Annotated in this window: 35 protein-coding genes; 31 read left to right on the top strand and 4 right to left on the bottom strand. The window is 40.6% G+C overall.

The genetic code is table 11. The features are described from left to right. Positions 1 to 165 precede the first annotated feature (165 nt). The 19 genes from ISG33_RS11160 (at position 166) to ISG33_RS11245 (ending at position 11,990) form a co-directional block, all read left to right on the top strand. The gene (locus ISG33_RS11160) at positions 166 to 609 is read left to right on the top strand and encodes a hypothetical protein (RefSeq protein WP_195733659.1); all 444 of its coding nucleotides are present in this window, start codon (positions 166 to 168) and stop codon (positions 607 to 609) included. 140 nt (positions 610 to 749) lie between these two features. Beyond that, the gene (locus ISG33_RS11165) at positions 750 to 1,235 is read left to right on the top strand and encodes an RHS repeat-associated core domain-containing protein (RefSeq protein WP_195733660.1); all 486 of its coding nucleotides are present in this window, start codon (positions 750 to 752) and stop codon (positions 1,233 to 1,235) included. Then, positions 1,204 to 1,506, top strand: coding sequence for a PIN domain-containing protein (locus ISG33_RS11170; RefSeq protein ID WP_195733661.1), 303 nt, complete (start codon positions 1,204 to 1,206; stop codon positions 1,504 to 1,506). The genes ISG33_RS11165 and ISG33_RS11170 overlap by 32 nt, the downstream gene beginning before the upstream one ends. 89 nt (positions 1,507 to 1,595) lie before the next feature. After that, positions 1,596 to 2,084 (top strand): DUF4304 domain-containing protein, encoded by a 489-nt coding sequence (locus ISG33_RS11175; protein WP_195733662.1) that lies wholly within the window; start codon positions 1,596 to 1,598, stop codon positions 2,082 to 2,084. Positions 2,085 to 2,234: 150 nt separating this feature from the next. Then, positions 2,235 to 2,588, top strand: a complete 354-nt coding sequence (locus tag ISG33_RS11180) for a hypothetical protein (RefSeq protein ID WP_195733663.1) — start codon at positions 2,235 to 2,237, stop codon at positions 2,586 to 2,588. 66 nt (positions 2,589 to 2,654) lie between these two features. After that, a complete protein-coding gene (locus ISG33_RS11185) occupies positions 2,655 to 3,092 on the top strand; it encodes a hypothetical protein (protein WP_195733664.1) in 438 nt (145 codons plus the stop codon). Between the two features lie 278 nt (positions 3,093 to 3,370). After that, a complete protein-coding gene (locus ISG33_RS11190) occupies positions 3,371 to 3,805 on the top strand; it encodes a hypothetical protein (RefSeq protein ID WP_229333543.1) in 435 nt (144 codons plus the stop codon). 9 nt (positions 3,806 to 3,814) lie between these two features. Then, positions 3,815 to 4,486 carry a hypothetical protein gene (locus ISG33_RS11195; RefSeq protein ID WP_195733665.1) on the top strand — a complete coding sequence of 224 codons (672 nt, stop codon included), beginning with the start codon at positions 3,815 to 3,817 and terminating at the stop codon, positions 4,484 to 4,486. A 229-nt stretch (positions 4,487 to 4,715) separates the two neighbouring features. Then, positions 4,716 to 5,138 carry a hypothetical protein gene (locus ISG33_RS11200; protein ID WP_195733666.1) on the top strand — a complete coding sequence of 141 codons (423 nt, stop codon included), beginning with the start codon at positions 4,716 to 4,718 and terminating at the stop codon, positions 5,136 to 5,138. Between the two features lie 201 nt (positions 5,139 to 5,339). Further along, complete coding sequence (locus tag ISG33_RS11205) at positions 5,340 to 6,197, top strand: hypothetical protein (RefSeq protein ID WP_195733667.1); 858 nt, start codon at positions 5,340 to 5,342, stop codon at positions 6,195 to 6,197. 269 nt (positions 6,198 to 6,466) lie between these two features. Beyond that, a complete protein-coding gene (locus tag ISG33_RS11210) occupies positions 6,467 to 7,327 on the top strand; it encodes a hypothetical protein (protein WP_195733668.1) in 861 nt (286 codons plus the stop codon). Positions 7,328 to 7,341: 14 nt separating this feature from the next. Next, on the top strand, positions 7,342 to 7,671 hold the full coding sequence (locus ISG33_RS11215; protein WP_255528889.1) for an RHS repeat protein: 330 nt from the start codon (positions 7,342 to 7,344) through the stop codon (positions 7,669 to 7,671). Positions 7,672 to 7,849: 178 nt separating this feature from the next. Beyond that, positions 7,850 to 8,011, top strand: coding sequence for a hypothetical protein (locus tag ISG33_RS17355; protein WP_498043313.1), 162 nt, complete (start codon positions 7,850 to 7,852; stop codon positions 8,009 to 8,011). 13 nt (positions 8,012 to 8,024) lie between these two features. Beyond that, complete coding sequence (locus tag ISG33_RS11225) at positions 8,025 to 8,717, top strand: hypothetical protein (protein WP_195733671.1); 693 nt, start codon at positions 8,025 to 8,027, stop codon at positions 8,715 to 8,717. A gap of 413 nt (positions 8,718 to 9,130) precedes the next feature. After that, a complete protein-coding gene (locus ISG33_RS17170) occupies positions 9,131 to 9,262 on the top strand; it encodes a hypothetical protein (RefSeq protein WP_255528886.1) in 132 nt (43 codons plus the stop codon). A 9-nt stretch (positions 9,263 to 9,271) separates the two neighbouring features. Then, positions 9,272 to 9,625 carry an SEL1-like repeat protein gene (locus ISG33_RS11230; protein WP_195733672.1) on the top strand — a complete coding sequence of 118 codons (354 nt, stop codon included), beginning with the start codon at positions 9,272 to 9,274 and terminating at the stop codon, positions 9,623 to 9,625. A 403-nt stretch (positions 9,626 to 10,028) separates the two neighbouring features. After that, positions 10,029 to 10,784 (top strand): hypothetical protein, encoded by a 756-nt coding sequence (locus ISG33_RS11235; RefSeq protein WP_195733673.1) that lies wholly within the window; start codon positions 10,029 to 10,031, stop codon positions 10,782 to 10,784. A 137-nt stretch (positions 10,785 to 10,921) separates the two neighbouring features. Beyond that, on the top strand, positions 10,922 to 11,629 hold the full coding sequence (locus ISG33_RS11240; RefSeq protein WP_195733674.1) for a hypothetical protein: 708 nt from the start codon (positions 10,922 to 10,924) through the stop codon (positions 11,627 to 11,629). A gap of 28 nt (positions 11,630 to 11,657) precedes the next feature. After that, a complete protein-coding gene (locus ISG33_RS11245; protein ID WP_195733675.1) occupies positions 11,658 to 11,990 on the top strand; it encodes a hypothetical protein in 333 nt (110 codons plus the stop codon). Between the two features lie 18 nt (positions 11,991 to 12,008). On the opposite strand, the gene ISG33_RS11250 is transcribed toward ISG33_RS11245, so the two are convergent. From ISG33_RS11250 to rhlB, 3 genes are all read right to left on the bottom strand, one after another. Further along, positions 12,009 to 12,461: an acyl-CoA thioesterase gene (locus ISG33_RS11250; RefSeq protein WP_229333545.1), complete on the bottom strand. Its 453-nt coding sequence runs from the start codon at positions 12,459 to 12,461 to the stop codon at positions 12,009 to 12,011. 130 nt (positions 12,462 to 12,591) lie between these two features. Further along, positions 12,592 to 14,100 carry a Ppx/GppA phosphatase family protein gene (locus ISG33_RS11255; protein ID WP_229333546.1) on the bottom strand — a complete coding sequence of 503 codons (1,509 nt, stop codon included), beginning with the start codon at positions 14,098 to 14,100 and terminating at the stop codon, positions 12,592 to 12,594. 11 nt (positions 14,101 to 14,111) lie between these two features. After that, entirely contained in the window at positions 14,112 to 15,419 is a 1,308-nt protein-coding gene (rhlB, locus tag ISG33_RS11260; RefSeq protein WP_195733676.1) for an ATP-dependent RNA helicase RhlB, read from the bottom strand. A 99-nt stretch (positions 15,420 to 15,518) separates the two neighbouring features. On the opposite strand from rhlB, the gene trxA reads away from it, so the two are divergent. The 8 genes from trxA (at position 15,519) to ISG33_RS11300 (ending at position 20,898) form a co-directional block, all read left to right on the top strand. Further along, the gene (trxA, locus tag ISG33_RS11265) at positions 15,519 to 15,845 is read left to right on the top strand and encodes a thioredoxin TrxA (protein ID WP_195733677.1); all 327 of its coding nucleotides are present in this window, start codon (positions 15,519 to 15,521) and stop codon (positions 15,843 to 15,845) included. Positions 15,846 to 16,028: 183 nt separating this feature from the next. Next, positions 16,029 to 16,451, top strand: a complete 423-nt coding sequence (locus ISG33_RS11270) for a hypothetical protein (RefSeq protein WP_195733678.1) — start codon at positions 16,029 to 16,031, stop codon at positions 16,449 to 16,451. Positions 16,452 to 16,457: 6 nt separating this feature from the next. After that, the gene (locus ISG33_RS11275; RefSeq protein WP_195733679.1) at positions 16,458 to 17,555 is read left to right on the top strand and encodes a tetratricopeptide repeat protein; all 1,098 of its coding nucleotides are present in this window, start codon (positions 16,458 to 16,460) and stop codon (positions 17,553 to 17,555) included. Positions 17,556 to 17,782: 227 nt separating this feature from the next. Then, positions 17,783 to 17,986, top strand: coding sequence for a hypothetical protein (locus ISG33_RS11280; protein ID WP_195733680.1), 204 nt, complete (start codon positions 17,783 to 17,785; stop codon positions 17,984 to 17,986). Positions 17,987 to 18,450: 464 nt separating this feature from the next. Then, entirely contained in the window at positions 18,451 to 18,627 is a 177-nt protein-coding gene (locus ISG33_RS11285) for a hypothetical protein (protein WP_195733681.1), read from the top strand. A gap of 613 nt (positions 18,628 to 19,240) precedes the next feature. Continuing rightward, positions 19,241 to 19,513 carry an RHS repeat domain-containing protein gene (locus ISG33_RS17305; protein ID WP_370545308.1) on the top strand — a complete coding sequence of 91 codons (273 nt, stop codon included), beginning with the start codon at positions 19,241 to 19,243 and terminating at the stop codon, positions 19,511 to 19,513. Positions 19,514 to 19,666: 153 nt separating this feature from the next. Then, entirely contained in the window at positions 19,667 to 20,047 is a 381-nt protein-coding gene (locus ISG33_RS11295) for a VOC family protein (RefSeq protein ID WP_195733683.1), read from the top strand. 92 nt (positions 20,048 to 20,139) lie between these two features. Continuing rightward, positions 20,140 to 20,898, top strand: coding sequence for a hypothetical protein (locus tag ISG33_RS11300; protein WP_195733684.1), 759 nt, complete (start codon positions 20,140 to 20,142; stop codon positions 20,896 to 20,898). A 39-nt stretch (positions 20,899 to 20,937) separates the two neighbouring features. Here the strand turns inward: ISG33_RS11300 and ISG33_RS17235 are convergent, their stop codons facing one another. Next, the gene (locus ISG33_RS17235) at positions 20,938 to 21,432 is read right to left on the bottom strand and encodes a prepilin-type N-terminal cleavage/methylation domain-containing protein (protein WP_195733685.1); all 495 of its coding nucleotides are present in this window, start codon (positions 21,430 to 21,432) and stop codon (positions 20,938 to 20,940) included. Positions 21,433 to 21,672: 240 nt separating this feature from the next. Between ISG33_RS17235 and ISG33_RS11310 the strand changes: the two genes are divergently transcribed. The 4 genes from ISG33_RS11310 (at position 21,673) to ISG33_RS11325 (ending at position 24,956) form a co-directional block, all read left to right on the top strand. Continuing rightward, complete coding sequence (locus ISG33_RS11310) at positions 21,673 to 22,047, top strand: MbcA/ParS/Xre antitoxin family protein (protein WP_195733686.1); 375 nt, start codon at positions 21,673 to 21,675, stop codon at positions 22,045 to 22,047. Further along, the gene (locus tag ISG33_RS11315) at positions 22,044 to 22,781 is read left to right on the top strand and encodes an RES family NAD+ phosphorylase (protein ID WP_195733687.1); all 738 of its coding nucleotides are present in this window, start codon (positions 22,044 to 22,046) and stop codon (positions 22,779 to 22,781) included. Before ISG33_RS11310 ends, ISG33_RS11315 begins: the two co-directional genes overlap by 4 nt. Positions 22,782 to 23,090: 309 nt before the next feature. Next, a complete protein-coding gene (rho, locus tag ISG33_RS11320; protein WP_195733688.1) occupies positions 23,091 to 24,356 on the top strand; it encodes a transcription termination factor Rho in 1,266 nt (421 codons plus the stop codon). Between the two features lie 78 nt (positions 24,357 to 24,434). After that, positions 24,435 to 24,956: a GNAT family N-acetyltransferase gene (locus tag ISG33_RS11325; protein ID WP_195733689.1), complete on the top strand. Its 522-nt coding sequence runs from the start codon at positions 24,435 to 24,437 to the stop codon at positions 24,954 to 24,956. Positions 24,957 to 25,069 lie beyond the last annotated feature (113 nt).

Consider the following 25,069-nt stretch of genomic DNA (forward strand, 5'->3'; position numbering starts at 1 on the left):
TAATGCCGGCGGAGCGAATCATACATAACTGGCGCACTCTATTTAGCGTGGATGAAAAATAAGGGGCGCGGAGTAGGGTCTTTAAATTTAGGCGCAATTAACATGCATTAGTATGTTAAAAATGGGAAATGGTTGCAAGGCTTTCCAACAAGGTAGTAAGTGAAAATGAAGCTAAAAGAAATAGAATTCAGAAGTGAAGAAGAATTTGTTGGAAACATCCTAATAGTTGTTTCTGAATCCAAACCAATATCGGTTAATATTGAACTAAAACGTCTTTGGATAACCGCGCAAGATTATCATAATGGTTACCCCGAAAAATTGATAGAGACAGAGTTTAAAGAGTTTGAAAGGGGCATAACCATAAAGCCTAAGGGGGTTGAAGAGTTCAAAGTTAGAATTGAGCAAAAAATCAAACTGATTGAAGATTACCTTAAAAAATGTCAGTTTGAACCTACGCAAAACAAAGCCTATGAACTTAAAAACATAGTTTATACCAATTTACATACTTCAACCAGTGTGTATATATTGCTTGATGACTTAACTGAGTATTGTGCACTTGTTTTAAGCGATGCCAATTCAATGTTGGTTTGTTGGGACGATGTAGTCTGAGATCTAGAGGTGCTTTTTGCGATTCATTACAGGCAATGTTGACCGAGAACTAGTAATTCAAGAAAAGTATCGGTCGTATTTATCTGTGCGTCTGAAATATTGCCTAGGATGACGGTAATGAGCTCGATGTCAATCAGCGCATGATAGGCTTTAATGATGGTACGCAGTCCATCACCTACGAATACAACCCAGATGGTATTCGCACTAGCAAAAGAGTGGACGGTATTACCACCGATTTCATCGTAGACAGCAACCGCGACTACGCACAGGTGATTGCTGAGCAGGTAAATAACACCGATATACAAAAAGAGTACGTATTTGGCTATGACCTGCTATCGCAAAGTAGCTTGACCGATATCGGTGACGAAACGCAAACAAACACAGCGTTTTATCACTACGATAGCTTAGGCACCACGCGCAACTTATCGAGCACTGACGCCAGCATCTCCGATTCATACTTCTATGAAGCTTTTGGGGAGCTACTGGCAAGTGAGGGCGATACTGATAACGACTATCTGTATACCGGCGAGCAATATGATGCGCAATTGGATAACTATTATTTGCGGGCGAGGTATTACAATCAGGGTGTTGGGCTTGACCAGAACATTGTTCGATGTTTTGACTGACCAAGCGCTAAGTTCTGCTTCAAAAGCAGTAAAAGGCACAAAAGCACATGCAGTTTTCGAGAAGAAAATACGAAACTTTGCGAAAGGGTTCAATAAACACTGGGCGAAGCACAATGTTAGAATACAAGCAGAGGTGTTTTTCACTGAAAATGGTGAATCAAAGAGACGGGCTAAAGGTTCGCTTGGCATTGATGTTGTTGTTTTCCATCAAAACAAACCGCTGTTTGCGCTTGATTTGAAAACAGGGAAGGCTTGGAGTAAGGTGACTTGAAGAAGAGAAGTGCACGATTCGGAAATATTCCTATAGTGCAACTATTGGAAGGCCCTTCTCGAAAAAGAAAATAGAGAATTTATAGACTTATGACGACAATTGCACAACTGGTAAAGCATTCGAAGAAATCACTTATTCCTTCACTAGAAGAACATGGTTTTTCTCACTGTGGCAAGCTTTGTTTTGTGAGAGAAACTGAGGGTGGTGTGTATCATATACTGTTCGCAAATCTGAGCTATGGAGAAAACTTCGGTTTTCAGGTCACATGCTTTGTAGAGGAGCATAATCCAAAGAAAATGAAAAATTTTCCGTTTGAAGTAAATATTTTTTGTGGAGGCAACTTGGGAGAGGGCCTTATTGCCGGAGAACTTTGGGAAGTCGATACGCTCGACAATATAGAGGAGGTATTTGATGATGTATTGTGCAATATAAAATCCTATGCCTTGCCTTGGTTTGAAACTGTGCAAACGCGAGAAGACTACGTTCGAGAAATATATCCTCATATAAAAGAAAAGCTTGAGGCGGAAGGTCGTTTAGATGCCGTGTTGCATGGCACTATTACTAATACTAAGGAGTAAGTGAATGTCAGACTCATTTCATATCTTTATTGAAGATAGAGGGGTTCCGACACAACAGGTTTTATTGAATGCGCTAAAAATGATCTTTTTTTCTACAAAGAAGGCCCAGAGGAAATATATTACGTCATTTTCTTTAGCCTTTCCTATGGTGTGAATTTAAAAGTAGAGGCCCTTTGTCATACTAAAGAGATGGATGATCTAGTACCGATAAGTTCTGTGGCTTTTCCTAATAATGTCAGCGAAATGGTCGGTGGAATGCTGAAGCCTGGTGAGCCCATTGCATATGAAAATAGCTATATATGGGAAATTGAAACTGAAGAGGAAGCAGTAGAGTGCCTAAAAGAAATACAAGAGTGCATTGTAGCCAGCGCATTCCCATTTTTTGCTTCAATAACCGACAGACAAAAATTGATTGGGTTTATGTACCCAAGCATGCATGGTGGCAATTATTTACCCGTGATAGAAAAGGTGTTGGCGTGGAAAAAGCCAGATAAAAGTAACTAACTTAGTTGCCCAGCAAGCTCATGAAAAGTAAAAATTAACATAATCTAAACCAATAGGATAAACCAAATGTCAAACACACAATTTGCTTTTTTGAAAAAAGAAAATGTGCCAACCCAAGCCCAATGGCAAAAAGCAATAGACGAACTTAATTTTCAAGTTCGACTCACTATCGACCCTGAGCTTGCACCGTTTGAAGATGAAGGATTTTCTCCTTGCCAATGGGGAGATACTGATGAAGATGTTGGGTTTGAAATATGTTATGAGCCTGCAGAGGATGTTTTTGATGACGACGATGAATTTAAAAGTGTTGCAGCAGGCAATGACTATTGCATATCGATGAGTTGGGGAGGTGAGCTCAAAGACTGTGCTGCAGTTATGATTGCAAGTTGTGCGCTTGCAACGAGCTTCGACGCTGTTATTTCTTATGAAGGTGACGAGCCCGACTCTTTAGAGAAGCTTGTTAGCAATACAAAGGATGTTATTCTGGAAGCTGAAAAAGAGTGACGTAAATTATCGATGCAAAACGTTTGGCATCAAAGTTTATTTTTGCCTAGGCAGCTGAGATTGGTTGTCTAGCTCAGGTTCGGCGGTTTACGCAGCAAGATACTTATCAAGGTCGATTACCTGAGCCTTTGACATTGCATAAGTATATGTATACTCATGCGGACCCGATAAACAATATTGACCGTAGTGGTAAAATGACCATTGGTGGGGTACTTAGGGTTCTAGAGACAGTTGATAGATTTGCGACATTGGCTCAAGCACCTATTTAAGTTTTTAGCTTGCCAGGAAATGGAGGGAACAAAAAAGTATCTGTTAACCAAATAGGTGCAGGTCGACTCATTGGTATGTTACCTGGTGGCTCTAGCATCAAATTTTTGCGCCTTTCTAACAAAGGAAAACAGAACCATGGTAACAGTAAGCTCAGCAAAAATAGGCAACATGTTTATCGTATTGATAACTTGACCCAGTTCGATATTTTCAAATTTGGCATCAGTGGGGCTGCATTGAATAATAATGGCTCGTCAAGACGTGCGAATGTGCAAGTGAACAAGCTAAACAATACCAAAAAAGACAAATATTCAGGAACGGTGCTTCATCGCAATTTGGCAAATAGAGTTGTTGCTCTGGCAGTTGAGTTAGCGCTCGTTTGTAGTTATAAAAAAGCAAATGGAGTAAACCCAGTAGGCAATAAACGGCCTATCTGCAATATATAAGGATTGATAATGGCAAAATATTTACAACAGTGTGATTTAGGTGCAAGCAACTTATATGAACATAATGATATGTTTCGCTTCAACATAGAAGCTAGGCCAATTGTTGAGTCGCTCAATAAGCAGCTTAAAAGAAACGTGCTGTGTAAATTTGGCAAGTTAGTTATTAAAATTGTGCCCTTATCTCACTCGACAACTGCATACTTTGCAGACGATGGTGATGTTTGCGTAAAAAATGTCCCATATGATATCAAAAGGTATATAGACGCAACTCCCGCTAAAAAGCATGAAATCATGTTTGAACTACTCAAGGACTTATTCGATAACCCCGGCCCAGACGTTGAGCTTGACTCCACACTACTGCATGAGTTTTTGAATGATTTCAAAGCGGCCGGTTACAAATACATGTTCGAAACAAAAAAAAGAGTGGTGAATAGCTCTAAAACTAAAGGCGCTCGATTATTGTTAGAATATGATTTGACTGCCTTGAATGTATACGCCTTAATAAGTGGTAAAAAGGCGAGCCCTACTGAGAAGTTACTTATGGGAAGTTACCCAAATACAAGTGTTGACGCGCTCTATGTCACGCGGCATAAAAATGTACTCCAATTTATTGACGACAACACTCTTGGGTTTGCAAAAAATAAAGATTGCGACTGTGTATTTACGCTTAAATTAAACTAATGCTGTTGAAACAATGGTTCCCATTACTCTTGACTTCTAATAGATGACGTCATGGCTAAATCTAAGGATTGGGCATTTAAAATTGCATATATCGCAAGTGGTATGAGGCACGCACGGGCACCTGAAATTCACGGTTCCGGAAAAGGCTTTAGATATCTTATCACCAAAAACCGAGACTCCTAGGGGCGTGCCAGATGCCCATATATGGTAGTAAAAGAGTGTATTTGTCATGGGTATTTTAAAACGTTATTTGGAAATAGAAGATTATTTGAGTAATGCGGCAAGTAATTATTTCATTGAAAAAGACCTTTCATACGCGAAAGTAATAAAGTTGTGGCGATCAAAGTATGAGCTTGATTTAACTTGCGGAAACATGCTAAGAGGGGAAAGAGCGCTGCAAGCTTTGAGCAATAATTTGCCATTTGATGGTTATATACTAAATCTTCCCAACTATAAATTCCTTCCGAGCACTTGTGGCTCGGATAGGCAAGTCACTTTTTGCTATCATGTTGAGAAATTAGAAATCATAGATCGGAGTTTACTCAATAGTTTTGGCGCAGTTGTGATTCAGTATGATATGAATTTCATGTGTGCGTTTAATAAAGAGGGACCAGTCGGATACCCCGAGATTTATGTTGATAAAAGGAATTAAATTTGTGTCTACAACCGTAAAAAGTCTATTTCTAAGGTACAAAGCTAAGGCTGAAAAATAAGTTTTGCTTGGCGATATCACTTCGACTACAGCATTCAATCAAAACTACTAGAAGATAAACTCATACCGTACTTACCGCAGGAAAGATTAGTAAATGAGTGGCCGGGCACTAAAACAGAAAGGGCTTTTTGGGAGAATAAAATGAGCGAAGGAAATATTTATTTATGCCATTGGAAAAAGGAAAGCGGAGAGTACAAGCTGACTATCGGTTGTAATAGCAAACTAGTTGTCGCTAGCACTTCACTTGATTATTGTATAGAGGATATTTGTGGGCAAATTACAAATTGGAATGGTGATGGTGAACCTTTACTTGAGTTTCTGCCGCCTTTCGATAATGGCTCAGTGCCACCTCTATACAGAAGTTGCGCTTACAACGAATCAGTTAAGTCGATAAATACAGATGAGTTGTTTGACCTTCCTCATTGTGAGTCTTGTAAACATAATTTTAGCCAAAGAACTGATGCTCCAATTAATATTGATTCGAAACCCAAAGACCTCATAGTGAGTGTACAAGGCATTTTTCCCTTTTTGCAGATTTATTCAAACAAGCTTATTGGTCTATTGAGCTCTATTGAGAAAGAAACATTTAGTTGTCGCTCTGTTCTTTATAACGGAAATGAAATTGATTATTTTGAACTCATACCTAAAAAAGTAGTTCCTCATGTTGGACTGAAAGGAGCAATTTACCCTACTGCATTTCAGCAAAGTTGGAGGTGTAAGGTATGCGGAACAACTAGTTTCAGCGTTGAGCATCCTAAATATGATAGAGGTACTATATTTGCTAACGCTTCGGATGTTCATGGAGAAGCTGTGTTACCTTCCGTGTTTTTCTTGAAAGACCATCTCAGAACCTCTTTAACATTACGACGTGACCGGTGGGTTGAAATTGTTTCTTCAATTGGCGGTGCCTTGTTATCAACTCCAGTCGCTGTAGTTGACGAATTCGACACAGAACTCCCACGGATTGATTACACAAAGCGATTCGATTGGATTATGTGATGTGAATTGGTCATAGTCCATCGTATCCAACAGTATAGGTTTTTACATTAAATTCAGAACGTGATGCTCAGAGAAGTAGGTTTGCCGCCAGCAAATGCTGGCCAAGCGGTATGGAGAAATGCTCTTTCCGGAGATCCATCAGCAGTTGGTAAATTAAGGCTAGTAATGCTTCAGTCCGCTCGGAAAGTAGACAGCATCTGTGGGTATCGTGGTAAATTGTCATTTGAAAGTTATGTAGTTAGAAATCTGAGGAGCATAGGAAAGAAAAAATGAATAAAGCCAACAGTTACTATAAATGTCAGCTTACGGAGGATGGAGCTAAAATTTCGATGTGCTTGGTTGATGAAAAGGAATTTAGCGTAACCGGCGATTCTCTTTGTGAGTGTGAGCACTATATGACAGAATTATTGATGAATAAAAAAGGTGATTTTGCTCCTTACTACATCTATGAAAGGGAACCGTTAAATTTAATTGACAAAAGAGAACGATTTTTTGAACCTGTTTATTTGTGTATTCCAATTGAAGGAGCGGATTTAGGCTCATCTGTAGATGAACTTTTTACCAAAGAATCATGCAAAAACTGCGGTAGCGTGAAAGGCTCACGTAACGGTGTGAATCTCGAATATTTATCATTTTCCAGCACATCAGCAGACATACTTGTCACTTTAAAGTGGCAAAATGGCTTAAAAATCAATCCCAAGGTATGCCTAATATCGTCAAGGCTAATGAATTTTCTTGCAAGATATGAATGGTTCAACTTTTTTGAAGTAGAAATTCAGTCAAACTGCAATACATCGTACTATGAAATTAGGGATGTTAGATTTCCGCATTTGGTTCATCCTAGCTTTATTTCTAACGGAGAAAAGCTGTTTGGGGATGAGCAGGAAAAACGATGCAATTCATGCGGATACTATTGGCAACATTATTTTAATGGGAAAAGTTATACGGAAATTTTGCCCGCTTCTGCATTGTTCAACATTGACTTTGACGTAATGGTGTTAAATGGGAACCTTTACTTTTCTCCAAATTTATTAAAAGAACTTGAAATAGAATTTGAATTAGAAGGCGTTGATTTCTTCAAGCAGCCGTTTTATTTAGATGGAACGTCTAGTTTTGTTGAAAACTTGTAGCCGGTGATGTTCGCATCGAGCAATACACCTACGATGCACTCAATCGCCTGACCTCGGTGACAGACAATCAAGGCCAATCCACCACTTTTGAATACTATGCAGTGGGCAACCAAGCCCACATTCGCTACCCCAATGGTTTAGTCAGTGTATCCACCTTTGACAGCCTGAACCGAGTGACGTCAATCACTACGCTTGATGCTGATGATAATGTATTAACGCACTACGCTTACGACTTAGATGCCACAGGTAGGCGAACATCGTTAACCGAGCACACAGGTAGAGTATCGTCCTTTAGCTACGATGCCAGGAGGCTCTGCCAAAAAGTTACTGCGTTTATCGAATAAACGAAAACAGGCCAAGAATCTAAATGCGAATAGTAAATTGAGCCGTAAACGGCAACATATCTATATAATCGACGATGATACGTACCATACTATTCATAAGTTTGGAATCAGTAGTGGGATTATAAACAAAGATGGTAGCTCGCGTAGGGCACGAGGACAACTTCCAACGGTCAGGCGATTGTTTAATATAAAAGCCTCGACAGGCCCCGTTATTTATAGAAACTTAGAGAATCGCATTATTGCACTGGCGGTTGAGCATGCCTTGGTGTGTGCGTATTATCATGCAAACGGAAAACAGAATCCGGAAGGAAACAAACTGCCTAAGTGCCAAGTTCAATAACAGAGGAGTTAGCATGAATAAGTATCTAAGACAAATTGATTTTGGTTCATATGGCGATGACCCTTTTGTAAATGAAATTTTTACAACAGAAACGCGGTGGCTGTTTTCTGCGCTAGACGACAATCTTAAAACCAAAGTGAGCTCCAAATGCGGGAAGATGAATATCCGTTGTTGCACGCCCGAACGTTTTTTAAATTGGTTACCCGATGCTGCACCAGACTATGTTATGTCAGGTGTTGTGTTAGAATCTGGTATCGGTATTACCGGATTTATTTTTGATATCAAAAAATACAGCCAAGCTGCAACCAGAGCAGAAAAGCTTGATATCCTCTATTCAATTTTGCAGCTTGCGATAAAGAACTTTGATCCAGAGGCCGAGACTGATATCGAGGCTCTACAAAGCGTGATAGACAGTGTATGGAATGAGCAAGGCGAGTACATCGTTGAAACTAAAAAACGCTTCTTAAATCCATCGAAAACAAAGCGAGTGAGAATTCGATACGTGCACGATTTCGATGGTGTCCATGTATATGGTTTAGTGAGCGATAAACCCAAAGGCAAAGAAACTCCGATTTTTACTATGACCCGTCCTCATGGCTCTCGTATTGATAAGGCAAAAATTGAACTGGACTTTTTGGATGACAATAATTTCACCTATCGCACAGTGCAGAGAAGCTTTAAACGAATTCACGTAACCTTGCCATAACTACATGAGAAAATGCTCTCCTGGGAAATCCATCAGCGGTTATTGATCCTACTGGTAAGTTCGCCATCAACCGGAGAATGGCTGCCGTTGGAGTAACCTCGATTTTAGCAGTTACTGCTTCTCGGAATAAAAACGCTAGCCAAAGCGAGCATGGGATTGCAACACTAGCTTAAATCGACAGAAATTCTTCATTATGGAAGGTAATTAGCAGTGATCCTGACGAACCAGGTTTTGTTCAGAGCATTCAAGATGATTTAGAGCAACAGGTTAAAGACATCGGTTCTAGGCCCATTTCGCAAAGTATTTTCATATCAGCACCACAAAGGGGGAAAGGATGGTATGTTTGTATTGCCAAAGCGTAAGATTTAAGAAGAACGGCGGGAAAACCAACTAAGTTTGGATGGGGATGGGGAATGAGTAAGAGTTTTCAAATAGCGAAAAAAGCGGCTGTTAGAATGGCAAATACTTCAGTGGCCGCTGTTGATACGCACCATACTCAATGGGCGTGTATGCCTCCAAAAGGGCCAGTTATACGTCCCAAATAAGGAAGAAAAATGAGGGAGTCAGAGTTATTGTTGGCTAACACAATGTTAGAAAACGCAGAGTTTAAGAAGCTTTTAGATTTTTTAGAACCATTTTTGAAACAAGATGATGGAGATGCCATCTTATTGAGTAGGCAATTCGGATTAGATGAATGGAACGAGTCGGCGGAAGAGTTCGAGGAGAGACGTTTAAAGTGTTTGAAAAAAGCTGCAGCACAAGAACACCCTGAAGCATTATATAGTTTGTCCGCACTGTATTTGAATGGTGAACATGTAGAACTAGATATTGAACTGGGAAAAGCATATTTGGATAGGTCTCTAGAATTGGGCTTTGATAAAGCAATGGTTGCTGTTGCTGGGTATTAATTTTTTGGTCTTAATGGATACACTAAAGACAAGGAACTGGCATTGAGTATACTGTCAGACGCTGCAAAGTTGGGCATTGAATATGCTGCAGAGTCTTACGAGCAGTTAAAAAACTTCAAGGAATAAAGCCTACGAATACAGCCCAGATGGTATTCGCATGCCTAAATCCGTTGATGGCAAGCCAACACAATCCACTGTGAACTCAAATCAAGCGTATGCACAAGTGATTGACCACATTTGTGGTCTTAAGAAACCCTAAAATATTGATTTTTAGCATAAAAAAATAAGTTTACAAGGTAGTACATATTGATCTTCCCCTTAATAACCACACAGGCTTTTGATTTCGCATGTAAAGGCTCAAAAGATTATGAACCGATGTATCCGATACTTAAGAAGGTTTTTAATGAATAAATTTGATATCTACGTTGAATTGGTAAAAAAGTCCGTCGTTAGTCACCGTGTTTTAAGTTTCAGGACATTATGTCAACTAAATGAAGACGGCGAATATAAAAATAAAAAAGTAGTATTTAATGAGGTTCTGAAACCAATGTTGAAGTGCTCAGAGTACATAGCTTTACCTGGGTATAAGAAAAATTGGTTGGCTGGTTTAGACGATAACGATATCCCAGAATGGGCGAATGTGGTTGAGAAGTATATTTATAGTGAAGGCAGAAGAAATTTTTTAAAACCGGAAATCGCTGATATTGCACTTTATGAGTTTTGGGCTAATTTTTCTTTCAATATTCATACTGAGAATTTGAAAAATTCAATACTTTATTCAATAGGTTCACCCTTAATAAAAATCAGATTAGACAAAATTCCCTTTAAACAATTATTTGAAAATTCATCGTTTGTATCGCCTGTTCTAGGCTTTTGGTCCAGAGCTAGAGCTGTAAAAAGCTGGGGTCCATTTGATGTTGATGATTCATATATATATTTATGTTTACTGAGTGGATTGTCTAGTCTTTACTTCTTTGGCTCTGAAACATCATTATGCACAGTGACAGATAGGTCGTTGCGATCAATACTTTGGGAAAACTCGTTCGAAGAGCACTTTAAATTCCATGAACGGATGTTGGAGCTAAATCCCGAAGAAAGTCTGAAAGATGCAAGTGAACGTTTATGGAATGGTTATTGTAAACAAGGAAAAAGCTTTTAGTGCATTAAAGCTTCAAATGTGGGGTTATAAAAATGCTATATGACAGTCCATTTGCCCCTTTTTCCGCGCAAATAATAATGAATACCCTGATGGAAATAAACGGCCAAGGCCTAAATGTGAATGAATAAGGAGTTGACATGGCAAAATATCTTAGAGAGTTGACCATTGAAGGTACCGGAATGTTTCCAGAGAACAAAGCGGGATGGAAACAGTTTAATGGAGAAACTAGCTATATAGACGAAGCCTTTTATGCGAAGCTAAAACGTAATGTGCCGAGTGGTATCAGAAAATTAATTATATCGATAGAGCCAATCACCGCAGAGAATGAGAGCTTTGATCTTGCGAAAGCGGACTATTACTGGGACAGTGATTTAGACATATTTATTGTCGATGTTCCTTTTGATTTGGAACAATATCTTAACTCAACTGACGACCAGAAAAGTCAAATCGTGTATGAACTACTTCGGACGTTTTTGCAGAGTCCATTTGCAAATAGACATTTTGACGTCGGTTTTTTACTTGGAATACTCGAAGAACTCAAAGACGCCGGATTTGCTTATGTAATTGAAAACAAAAAAAGAGCAATGAATCCTGGGAAAACAAAGGGAGTGCGTTACCACAAAGTGTACACGTTAAACGAAATGAGTGTATACGCTCTTTTAAGCGGAAAAAAAGCCATGCCAGAAGATAAACTATTGATTGGTACATTTGATGATTACTACAGCGGACTTAGTGCGGACAGTAAATCCTCGATAGCGTTTATAGATGAAAATACCATTGCCTATTATGAGCAACGTGGTGGCAGAGGCCCAATGCAATTGCAATTTACAAAAGAGTTGGAATGAACCACTACACTTAGAAAACAATCATGCCGTGGGCAACCAAACCCACATTCGCTACCCCAATGGTTTAGTCAGTGTATCCACCTTTGACAGTTTGAACCGAGTAACGTCAATCACCACGCTTGATGCTGATGAGAATGTACTAACACACTACGCTTACGAGTTAGACGCCACAGGCAGACGCACATCGTTAACTGAGCACACAGGCAGAGTATCGACCTTTAGCTACGATGACCTGTATTGCCTAACTAACGAAAGCATTGTCGACCCAATAAACGGTGACCATAACAGCAGCTATACCTATGATGCCACAGTCAATCGCACCCAAAGCATCATCAACGGTATCACTACCGAGTATGAGTAAGACACCAAGCAGTTGCCTCTAACCTTGGTAATTTAAAATCACCTCACGAAGCTCTTCATCAATTGCTTGCGGTTTCTGTGAGATGCGCTCAACAAACACATGCGTAAGTTCACCTGTTGCGCAAAGCGTTTCATTGGCGTCGAATATAGCGGCTACATAATCGACAGAACTATTACCCACGCGTTTTATCGCCACACCGACTATTAGGCTCCCTGGATAAGAAATGGGGTGTATAAACTCACAACTTGATTTCACAATAAAACCTATTTGCTCACTATTCAGTGGGTTGAAGTTTGCTTTTTTTATCAAAAATTCATTTATTGCGGTATCGAAATACGAATAGTAGTTAACGTTGTTCACGTGCCCGTACATATCGTTGTCCATCCACCGTGTCGTGATGCATGTAGTGAAAGGGAAGCGACCTATTGTCAGTTGGGAAAGGTTTGCGAGGTTGATAGGAAAATGCGTCATGGTTGTTTATTTCTAAGCTGCTTTATAAATTGCGAGTGCGTCATTAAAGAGCGCTTCAATGGTGTGCACCATAGCGTAGACACCCATCGCTGCTGTGACGCTAGCAGGTAATTTCAGCAATGCAGCCACGTTACTCACACCGAAGCTTCCATCCCGCTTTGTGTTGCAACCAAGTTTCATTTATTAGCTCTGCATGCACAAGAGGTTGTGATGAGAGTACGCCTTTCCCAAACTGCAATAGCCAGTCGTGGCCGTTAACCGCTAAGCTGGCCTCAGGAATAGTGTCGTCTCGCCTGCGAGTACACAGAATTACCGATATGCGTACAATTCGCAGCGCATTGATCAACATTTCCTTGAAGTCGTCTTGGTAATTATCGAAAACACTTAAGTCTATTTCTTGCCTATGCATACCCACCAAGTCCCGAATAAACATTCGCTGTAACGTGGTGAAGCCTGTTAATTCAACATGGGTAAGAATGTAAGCGCCATGCTCATGGAATTTTTTGTAGCCGACATGCAAGCCTAACTCATGCAAAGCTGCCGCGCAGGAAATAAGGGCTTCAGTATCAAAATCACAAAAATTACTTTGCTCGCACATTTGCCGACACAACTTTATCGCCACTTTTTTTACTCTATCGCTTTGTGCGGTATCGATATGAAAGCGCGACACTAGCTGATTAATGCCTTGTGTGCGTCTGTCGGCTCGCTGGTAATTGTCTAACATGCCATAAATGATACCTTCTCTTAAAGCACCACCCGATATTTGCATGTTTTGTAACTTAAGCTGCTCAAATAGGGCAATAAGAATGGCTAAACCGCTCGGGAATATGACTCTGCGACTTTCAGCAAGGCCATCAATTTTCAAGCTGTCAATGTGTTCACAGGCTATCACCTTATCTCGCAGTTCATACAGATACTCTAAGCGAATGGCGTCATTAATACCCTGTTTCACTAAAATACTCACCACGGCCTGTGGCGTACCAGAAGCACCTAGGCATTGCTGCCAATCAAAACATTTAAACGTGGGAGCATATTGTGAAAGCATGTCTTGAGCTTGGCGTTGCGCAGCATTAAAGTTTGCCTCGCTAAGCACACCGCCAGAAAAGTAGCGCTCCATAAAGGTCACACAACCCATATCCACACTGTTTAAATGCAGCGGTTGCATGTCGCGACCAATAGTGATTTCAGTGCTTGCACCACCAATATCTACCACCAAGGTGTTGCCTTGATTGGCTGAAGTATAGGCCACGCCAAGATAGATTTGTCGGGCTTCCTCCTCGCCTGAGATCACAGCAATTTTATGTTTGAGGATGTGCTCCGCTCGCGTCACAAAGTCAGAAGCGTTATTGGCAATGCGTAATGTCGCCGTGGCAACTATTTTAATATTGGCTGGAGGAATATCTTCAAGCTGTTCGCGAAAGGTTTGCAAACAATCCAGGCCACGAAGTATAGCCTCTTCCGAAAGGTTGAACTGCTCGTCGAGGCCTGCGGCTAAACGCACCTTTCGTTTGTTTTTGGTGACTATTTGTACACTGCCGCTGAGTACTCTAACGATCACCATGTGAAAGCTGTTAGAGCCTAAATCAACGGCGGCGTAATATTCATCCTGAATAACGGTATTTGGAATTTCCTGTATCAAATTCAGTACCTCTATTTTCTTCCTTGATGATTCCTTCTTGGCCCATTTGAGCGCTGCCCACCGCCAGTTCTTCCACCACGACCACCCGAGCGATTGTCTGTTCTGCCGCGCGGCTTACGCTGAAACTTCGGCGGTGTAACATCATCCACTAATTCATTGGGGTTGTAGTCGGTAACTGGTATTTGGTGTTCAACATAGGCTTCAATATCGGGCAAGTTCATCGCATATTTTTCACATGCAAAACTGATTGCGATGCCGCTCTCACCGGCTCTGCCTGTTCTGCCAATGCGGTGAACGTAGTCTTCCGCATCGTCGGGTAGGTCGTAGTTAAACACATGGGTCACTTTATCAATATGCAAGCCTCTAGCAGCAACATCGGTCGCTACCAAAATATCAATAGTCCCATTGGTGAAGTCTTCCAAAATGCCTAAACGCTTCTTCTGAGGAACATCGCCACTGAGCATGCCAGCACGATGGCCGTCTGCTTTCAGCCAGGCAGTTACGGTTTCACAACCAAATTTGGTGTTAGCAAATACAATGGCTTTATCAGGCCACTCGTCTTCGAGTAGGGTAAGAAGAAGCAAAGGCTTGTCTTTATCAGAAGGATAAAATAATTCTTCAGACACGCGCGTAGCCGTTTTCTTTTCAGGCTCAATCTGTACATGAGTAGGGTTGTCCATGTGCTCATATGCTAACTCTTGAACACGGAAACTCAAGGTGGCAGAAAACAACATACTCAAGCGCTGAGTTGGCTCTGGCATTCTACGGAACAAATAACGAATGTCCTTAATGAAGCCTAAATCAAACATTCTGTCGGCTTCATCGAGTACCGCAACTTGAATGTTTTTAAGCGAGAAAATATCTTGCTTGTAGTAGTCAATGATACGGCCGGTGGTGCCTATAACAATATCGACACCTTTTGTAAGTTGATCCCGTTGACTTTCATATCCCTCGCCCCCATATATCAGACCAAGTGATAATTCGGTGTGTTTGCTTAGCAGCTCGGCATCGTTATAAATTTGAACGGCCAGCTCTCTAGTTGGTGCCATTATGATGGCACGCGGGCTAGGTTTATTAGCGTCGTTATCAGGTTTTGGATTATTCAAAAGGTGGTGAAAAGTCGCCACCAAGAAAGCAATGGTTTTACCCGTCCCTGTTTGTGCTTGCCCTGCAATATCATTGCCTTGTAGCAATTGAGGCAGAGCCATCGATTGAATGGGGGTACACTGGTTAAAATTAGCTTCCGTAAGCGCCTTAATAACGAGCGGATGGATCGGAAGATCTGAAAAAGACGTATCTGTTAAATGTGTTTGTGGCATAGCTTATAGCTTATCATTGCTTGCATTAAATACAATTTCTATTAACACTATATGGCAGTGCTGAAAACTCTCAGCGAAAGACCAAATTTGGAGAAAAGAATGAGCGACAAAATAATTTCGTTGAGTGACGAAAAATTCGATGCCGATGTAATCAATGCTAGCGGTCCTGTATTAGTTGATTTCTGGGCAGAATGGTGCGGCCCTTGTAAAATGATCGCTCCAATCTTATCAGAGATTGCAGACGAGTTTGATGGCAAGTTAACAGTTGGCAAGCTTAATGTCGATGAAAATAATGAAACTCCTCCTAAATACGGCATTCGTGGTATCCCTACTTTGTTGTTATTTAAAGATGGTGCCGTTGCCGCAACAAAAGTTGGCGCGCTATCGAAAACACAATTAGAAGAGTTTTTGAACGAAAACATCTAAGTGTTTTATAAACTTACTTAGGCGCCAGTGCCTTAATGCTAAGGTTTACAAAGCAGGTAGTATAAAAACCGCGATTCGAAAGAGTTGCGGTTTTTTCGTTGAGCGTTCAATACGTTATTGGATTACGGTGCTGGTTAAGGTATTTTAACTACATCTTATGCATGCAAGGATGAAAAAGTGCAGATGCAGGAAATTACAACTAGCTACATGTTAACAGCGGCAGAGCAGATGGCTTTTGTCAGCGCTTTTTTAGGCGGCGTGTCAGCAACCATATTGGTGACAATTGCTGTTTTAACAAAGGGCAGAAGAGTAGCAAACTTAATACTTATAACTTCCGCTTTGGCTGCCTGCAGTCTTCTTATTTCAGTTATCGCTTCATTACGACTAGTCATTGCCTTGCATCCCGACCTTCCTTTCACGCCAGAACAATCACAAGTATACTTTTTGTGGTTTTCAATGATCAACGGCTACGGCCTTGGTGTGATGAGCTTGCTCACTAGCATTGGCTTGTCGGGCTGGTTGCGTTCAAAATTAGTAGGCGTAATCACCAGCATATTTGCGTTTGTAGGTATTTTGTTTTTTGTGTTTGCTAGTATTTTTGGTTGATTTAACATGAGTATGAATAATCGATTTTATTTCTTAGTGCTATTAGTTGTTTGTTTTTTTAGCGCCGTATCTTCAGCGTCAGAAGTACAAAAGAACAATCTGGAAAAGCTGATTTTGGATGTTGAACGAATTGTAAAAGAATACGAGCTAACTGTTTCTTCAAATGATTCTTATACTGGCCAAAGTGAGGGTGAATCGGGGGCTTGGCCACTGAACATTGAGGTTGATCAAGGTGCCAATAACAACACGTTAATAGAAGACGTGAGTGATAAGCTTCTTAGTTTGCTCTTTCCTCCTTCGCCTTACTTTAGCTTTGAGCTCGGCCCCACTCTTTATAAAAGCAGTGAAACAATAGAAGCACTGGAGCAACTGCGCACCGACGGAGATGCACTGGGAACAATGCGGTTAGCTGAAAGATACAAAAGCGGCCGAGGAGTATCGAAAGACATGCAACGCGCTTGTAAACTCTATGGAGAAGCGTTTATCAAAGGTTTGCCTGATCTGTATACTGACATTTTAGATTGCATGGGAAGTGGCTATTTCACAAGTATCAACGCCAACTCTCCGGAGGAAGTAATTAAACTGGCAGCTGAACAATATGAATATAATGTTGATTCATTTTTGGCTGAACACTTATTTAATGGTCTTTACGTTCCGTTAGATAAGGAACGTGCTAAATCTCTATTTGAAAGTGCGGGTAGCGATGGAGTTGCACTGAATTATTTGGGTCAGATGTATCGCGATGGTGACTTTGTAACTCGTGATCTTAAAAAGGCTCGTCAGTATTTCATAGATGGAAGCATTGCTGGGGAATCGTTAGCGATGTATAACCTGGCGTTGTCATATCAATATGAAGATTCAATTGGACTTGAACCAGACTTAGCAATGTATTGGATGCGAAAATCGGCCTTAGAAGGTTATGCGTTTGCGACTATGGCGTATGCACAAAGTCTTCTGAAAAAGGGGCGCTTTTATGATCCCCTAAGTGCTTTGGTATTTTTCAAAAAAGCCTCGTCTTTCGGCATAATAGAAGCTGATTGTTACATAAATGAATTAACCGAACACTTTTACGACACAGAATTAGACTTGAGTCGCTGTGATTGAGGTTTGACTCGAATATAGAAATAAATGAACAGTGCATTATTAAATTTATCTCAGTCTACTTTAATTTTCGTAGCCGTTTTTTGGCACCAGAAACTAAGATGTTGAAAATAATCCCATTGCACTTGAACATATCTTCGACGAAATTTATCATATTATTCATGACGTTATCTTTTTTATTCTCCTGCAAGGTTGCTTGGGTTCCAAATTTGAACTAGATGTTGGAAACGATGAAGAGAGGTATCAGGGACAAAGCAACTGGTAAGCTAATTGTTGAGCCTGCTGTGATTGGTTTCGACAGTGAAAAAGGCCATTATTATGGTTATAGGCTACCCAAAAAAGATGTAATTTGTGACTGGATTCAAAAAGGGAAAAATAACAAATTTACTCTTGCTAAGTTAGACCTCAATCCTGTATTTTTTCTCTCGATTTAGACACTGGAATATTAAACGAATATAGCAGTAGGTTAGAATTTAAGGAATATTTGAAGTCTCTTGAAATTGACTTGGGTGACAAATATATGGATGTCAAAGATTCTTCGTTTGTTAAGCATCCGACAATTGAAATATAAGGTTTAGGATTTAGAAGTATTTTTCTCCTAGTAAATTTGTATCCGTCGGCTAAACCCCGTCTAGTCTAATTAATCTAGCTGTCGCAAAAATAGCGTGTTTATGGATTTACAAATACCTTAAAGAAGTACGCGGAGCACTAGCTAATAAGTATTCAGGTAAAACCTTGTTTTTAGCTAATGACGGTAAAGCGTTTAGAGATGCGCAATTGTCCGAGTTGGTCGCTAAATATATCAAGCTTAGTGATGTGCGTAAACTTTAGCATATTTCACATTAGGCCGATAACTGCTATATTAGCCACAGTTGTTTATCCTGACAGGAGGTAGCCAATGGCAACAGCATCATTTGAAAGAAGTTTTGTGGTTACTGATAGCGACGCTATAAAACAGTTACACAATGACTTACAAAACCCACGTAAAGTGACAATTGTTACGCGCGATAGAAAAGCGGATAGTGAAAAAGGTATTGAGCTATTAAAACAACAGTTGTCAAATTCGGAGACTTAGTAAAGGAAGTTGGCGATGATGCCACTAAAAGTCTCCTTTCTAAGTTTTCTTGCCCCAGAAATCAAGACGTCGAAAACTTTCTACTTACCAAAGCCATTCAATTCGAACATACCCATAACGCACGAACCCAGCTAATCCTTGATGATCAAGGTAATATACTTGCGTACTTTTCCGTATCGTTCAAAGAAATAGTACTAGAGACTAATACAGTATCTAAAACTCAAAGAAAGCGATTAGATGGTTTCAGTAAAAGCGCAGAGCGTATTCGTGCGTTTTTAATTGGTCAACTTGGTAAAAACCAAGCTCTTGAAAATAATCCCATTACGCTTGACCATATCCTCGGCGAGATTTACCTTATTATTCATGATGCACGAGAGCTAATTGGTGGCAGAGTCATCATATTAGAATGCGAAAATGAGCCAGGTCTTATTCAGCTTTATGAACAACATGGGTTTAAGTTACTGGCAACCGAAGAAGCACCGGAAAGCCAGTTGAAGACTATGTATATCCATATCGCATAGATTGTAAGCCCGGTCACGTAAACGTTGCTCAAGTTAAATGTTAGACCTGTTCTTTAAAAAATAGCCTTGCCAAAACTCCCCGATTAATTCATATGAACGGTCGGGTGTACTATTATAACCTTAGCAGATTCATTTCTGTTGACCCAATAGTCCATGGTGGCAGCCAAGGTATCAATCCATATTCTCATATTTTAAACAATCCACTAGCTGGAACCGATCCAACAGGATATAAGCCGGAAATAGAAGAGCATATTATGAGGCGGAAGAAGTCGGGGAGTCGGTCGCAGAATAGCGTAAAAATAAAGGTCACAAAAGAAAACGGTAAGGTAAGCAAAATTGAACTCAGCTCTACCTGTTGTGGTTGAATTAGCCGGACGCTCCGAGAAAGGATAAACTCCTACTTGAGGTGAAAGATGACTAAACGAGAATATAAACGCTATCCAGACGATTTTAAACTAGAAACGATAGCAGTAGCGACTGAACAGGGTTATTCACATTGTTATGCACTTGGAGGGTAAATGGAACTTAATCAGATAACTCTACCTGTAAATAATATGAAAGAAGCAGTGCGATTTTACCTTACTCTAGGTTTTACACTCATTGTTGATACACCTCATTATGCTCGGTTTACTTGCCCTGATGGTGATTCAACGTTTTCTCTAGCACTTGAAGAGGAAGCATTCGAAAATCATTCTGTCATTTACTTCGAGCATGAAGCACTTGATGAATTATTCGAAAACTTATCTGATAAAGGTGTTGTTTTTGAACAAGCTCCAACTGATCAGCGTTATCTCTGGAGAGAGGCCGTTCTGAAAGACCCGTCAGGTAATAAAATAAAGCTTTACTGGGCTGGCGAAAATCGGATCAACCCACCATGGAGAGTTAAGCAACGTGAATAACAAAAGGTTGAAACGGACAAAAATAAAGAGCAATTTTCGCCGCTTAACGTGGTGTTAGTTTTTGAAAATGTACCAGAAAATGGAATTTGATAATGGCTAGATCAATCTATGTCATCCTAGTTTTATTTTTACTTGGATGTAGCCCAGATAATCAATCATCTCAGAATATTTTAAGAGGTGAAACCAATCGCGCGTTGAATGAATGCTATCAAATATCCGATGATAATATTAACTATAAAACAGCGGCAAAATTTAGTTTGTCAGTGCCAAGCTGGGCTTTAAACTTGCCACTTGAAAATGAATTTACAGATACTTGTGAAATTACCTCTCTTAAATTGCACTTTGCATATATCAATGAAAAATTGGTACTCATGCCACATCCAGGGATAAAGCATCCTAATAATATTAATTTTCCAAAGTTCTTTGACACTCTGACGCTTTATTTAAATTTTCGTGATCCACAAAAAGATAACTACGGAGACGCTAAGAGTAACTGTGATAATAAAAAACCAATATATGAGTACCCAGAATTTGGGTTTCGTATGTGTCCATACCTGACTGCCCAAAAGAATGAGAATGTCCAGTCTCTGCCTTTTTATCCCAAATTTGAAACAATGAGTAAAAGGGTTCATCCAACGTCTCTTACCTGTAGGCATGAGGATTTAAGTGGCTATACTATAGATAACGTATTCGATATGCATGTTCCATATTCTTGCAGGGGTTATTGGTACTGGCGTGAAGGCTCTTCAGGTACGTTTGATATTTCCAAAGGGCAAGTTCTTAAAAAGTTCTCAAATGCTATGAGTGCTGCTGAGGTGCTGTTGAACTCGTGGGTAGTAAATGAAACCTAACCAACAGCTCAAGAGCGTTTTAGCTATCCCTAAATCGCTCTACTCATCCAAAATAAAAGTGTACCTACCATTCGATGTTCTGCGGAACTTACCGCTGCTTATGTCGCCATTGTCTAAAATTGCATCCAACTGGATGAAGTCTTGCTCATCGGCAGTTGAGCCAGTAATTGAAATGCCAGCATAAGCATATTGATTTGGTCCTTCCCAGTTCCAATTGCCGCCGATGACAGTAGGTGCTAACCATTGTGCACTATTAATGGTTAAACCGCTGGGTATAACACCAACGGGAACGTCGTTAGGGTAATCGCCGTAAACTTGTTTTGCGATGTGGAACTCGCGCGCAAATGCACCAAGCTGTGATGCCGTTTCAGTTAATTGCGCTCGCAATACATAGCTTTTGTACATTGGCAAAGAAATCGCTGCAAGCAAACCTATTATTGCCACTACGATCATAAGTTCGATAAGCGTGAAGCCACTAGTGCTCAACTTATTGTTACGGCCACTTAAGTGATTATCTGTATTACTCTGTTCCATAAATAACGCCCTCACTGTCAATATGTCATTTCAAACACATGGTCGTTCAACGCTTGGGTCTACGCTCAAGTTGGTAAAAGCTTATCAGTCAGTAGGCTTGATATGGATATTTTGAGTGATACCCAAGTATCGTGACAATTGAGGATTCTGTTCTCGTGCATTATCATTATTTTATCTGAATGTTTGCAAATGCATTATCGTTTAATTATACTCACAACTAACAATCATTAGGAGCAGCGCATGCACGCATCTATCGAAGAGCACAGTAGTACGCCAACGCAAGTGGTCACAAAAGCCCTATTCAATGTGAAAGATGAGCTGGGTGTGTCACAAGAAGTGATTGGGCAAATTATTGGCGCAGATGCCGCTACGGTATCACGTATGCAAAAACGCATGGATATGAAGCAAAACAGAGTTTATGAAACGGCAGTGATACTGATCAGGATCTATCGTTCTTTGTATACTATTTTGGGCGGCTCTAGTGATGCGATAAAACATTGGTTAAATACTAACAATAAGGACTTTATGGGGCGGCCGCCAATCGATAATATGAAAAATATTGTCGGCCTCATCAATACCGCTGAATATCTAGATTCAATGCGTGGGCGCACTTGATACCTCTTTCATCAATTACCAGTAGTGCCACCAAGCGCGTATTTAGAGTGGTAGAATCGCAAGAATCAGTAGCAACAATGCGCTTGGTCGATACGCTTGAAGAGCATGCCTTACTTGAAGATATCATTGAAAACGCTAAGCCAGTATTGCCCCCTCACGCTGATCAGGCACACCGACACTATTTACTAAAAACACCTTTTCGTTATCCGCCGTTGAAATATGGTTCGCGTTTTGGCCGGAGGTTTGAGCCTTCTCTGTTTTATGCTAGTCATCAATTACGCAGTGCCTTGTTAGAATCTGCGTTTTATAGCTTTTATTTTATGAGTAGAAGTGACACTCCATTTTTAGGCAGCATCAACAATAAAAAGACCTCGTTTTCGGCTATGGTATCTACTCAGCGCTACGCAAACCTTTGCTTGCTTGAGGATGATGAGACTCAAGCTGCGCTGCAGAATAAGTCTGATTACAGCTATACGCAGCGTATTGGTCAGTTTTTACGAAATGAAAATATCGATGCCTTTTCTTATTATTCTGCGCGAGAGAGTAACGCAAAGCATATTGCTGTGTTTTACCTCAACGCTATCAAAGGTGAACCTGAGAATGAGCTTCATTGGGAAGTGAAGCAAACGCCTGAGCGAATCATTTTTTATTGCTCTGCAAATACGAAGCTGAATACCCAGTTTGAGCTTCAGCAATTCACTGTTGATGGTAAGTTGCCGCGGCCAAGTGAGTAATAAAAGAGAAATGCAGGGCAAAAAATAGTTATTTTTTTGTAAAACTGGACGATAACTATATTTAGTGCTAACTTTGCACTGTGCTCATCCGAGCGAACCTTTTTTTAAATTCCTGTTCTTCGACTAGTGATACATCATTAGTGAACACCTTACGTGCTCATTCATCAGTTTCACTTTCTTTGAACTCGAAATACTAAAATCAAACTTCGATAAACGAAAACTAACCAGAGACTACTTTTGACAAGGCAAAGCCGTTATACCGTATTCAATACGCTGTAGTGCTGAACCTAAACACAAAGACCCACCAATATGAATTTGACCGAATTAAAAAGCAAACCTATTAGCGAACTTGTAAAACTGTCTAGCGAAATGGGCTTGGAAAATCTAGCACGCGCTAGAAAACAAGACATTATTTTTTCTATCCTGAAATCTCACGCCAAAGGCGGTGAAGATATCTTTGGAGATGGTGTACTAGAAATCTTGCAAGATGGCTTCGGCTTTTTGCGTTCAGGCGATAGCTCTTATTTAGCTGGCCCCGACGACATCTATGTTTCGCCGAGTCAAATTCGTCGTTTCAACCTTCGTACAGGCGACACGATCGCTGGGAAAATACGTCCACCGAAAGACAGTGAGCGTTATTTTGCACTACTGAAGATACGTGAAGTAAACTTCGACAAACCTGAAAACTCTCGCAATAAGATACTCTTCGAAAACTTAACACCTTTGCATGCTAATGAGCGTTTTAGACTGCAACGTGGAAATGGTAGTACTGAAGATATCACCGCGCGTGTACTCGATTTGGCATCACCCATTGGCCGTGGTCAGCGTGGCCTAATTGTAGCGCCGCCAAAAGCAGGTAAAACGCTTTTACTACAGAACATTGCTCAATCAATTGCGGCTAATCACCCAGAATGTCAGTTAATGGTATTGCTCATTGACGAACGTCCGGAAGAAGTTACTGAAATGCAGCGTTTGGTTCAAGGTGAAGTTATTGCTTCGACTTTCGACGAGCCTGCTAGTCGCCATGTTCAGGTAGCTGAAATGGTGATTGAAAAAGCCAAGCGTTTGGTCGAACACAAAAAAGATGTTGTTATCTTACTTGATTCAATCACGCGTTTGGCACGTGCTTACAACACCGTTATTCCCTCATCTGGTAAAGTACTTACTGGTGGTGTTGATGCCAACGCATTGCACAAGCCTAAGCGCTTCTTTGGCGCTGCGCGTAACGTGGAAGAGGGGGGCAGTTTAACGATTATTGCCACCGCACTTATCGACACCGGCTCAAAAATGGATGAAGTTATTTACGAAGAGTTTAAGGGTACAGGTAACATGGAACTACACCTTAACCGTAAGATTGCTGAGAAGCGTGTTTTCCCTGCTATTGACTTTAACCGTTCAGGCACGCGTCGTGAAGAATTACTTACCACTCAAGACGAGCTACAAAAAATGTGGATCTTGCGCAAAATTGTACATGAGATGTCTGAGATTGATGCCATGGAGTTTCTCATTGGCCGCCTTTCGATGACGAAAACTAATGATGAATTCTTTGATTCAATGAAACGCCAGAAAGGCTAAGTCTTTCAAAAGTATTATAGAAACTGGCTCAACTTCATTGTGCAGCCAGTTTTTTTGTTTTTAATAAAAGGTAAAACCATGGAACTTGTTAAGCCCTGCCTACGTTACAAACAAAGCTATATAAGTTACATACAAGAGTTGGGTGAAGAAGAGCGTTACCCTTTTCCCCTCGACTTCGACCACAGTGATTTTGTTGCAATGCTGCAGCGCAATGAAGACTTTGCCAAAGGCGTGAATATTCCCCAAGGCTACGTGCCAAGTTCCACTTGGTGGCTAGTGCATAACGAAGAAATTATTGGCGTAGTGAACCTTCGACATTATTTGAACGATAATATTAAACATATTGGCGGGCATGTTGGCCTAGGGATTCGCCCTAGTTATCGAGGCAGAGGCCTCAGCACAAAATTGCTAGGCCTATGTATGAACGAAGCAAAGTTGCTAGGCATATCAGCGCTACATGTTCATTGTTATGAGAGCAATATCGCTTCGATGAGCATGATAAAAAGTTGTGGTGGTGAGCTACACTCGATTGTGGGTACTGATGATAATAACGCCGAAGGTGTCGCGCGTTTTATAATCTCGCTTTGCCCTGCGCATTAACTCATGAAAGCGCTAAGCGCGACGTCCATAACGAAGCCCTAGTATCCGTTATGGTTTTCTCTAACTTGCGCAGTATCACAAGCTATATATTGAACCAACCCAGCCCGATACTT

This window comes from Marinibium conchae (assembly GCF_015595035.1).
Taxonomy (GTDB): Bacteria; Pseudomonadota; Gammaproteobacteria; order Enterobacterales; family Alteromonadaceae; genus Glaciecola.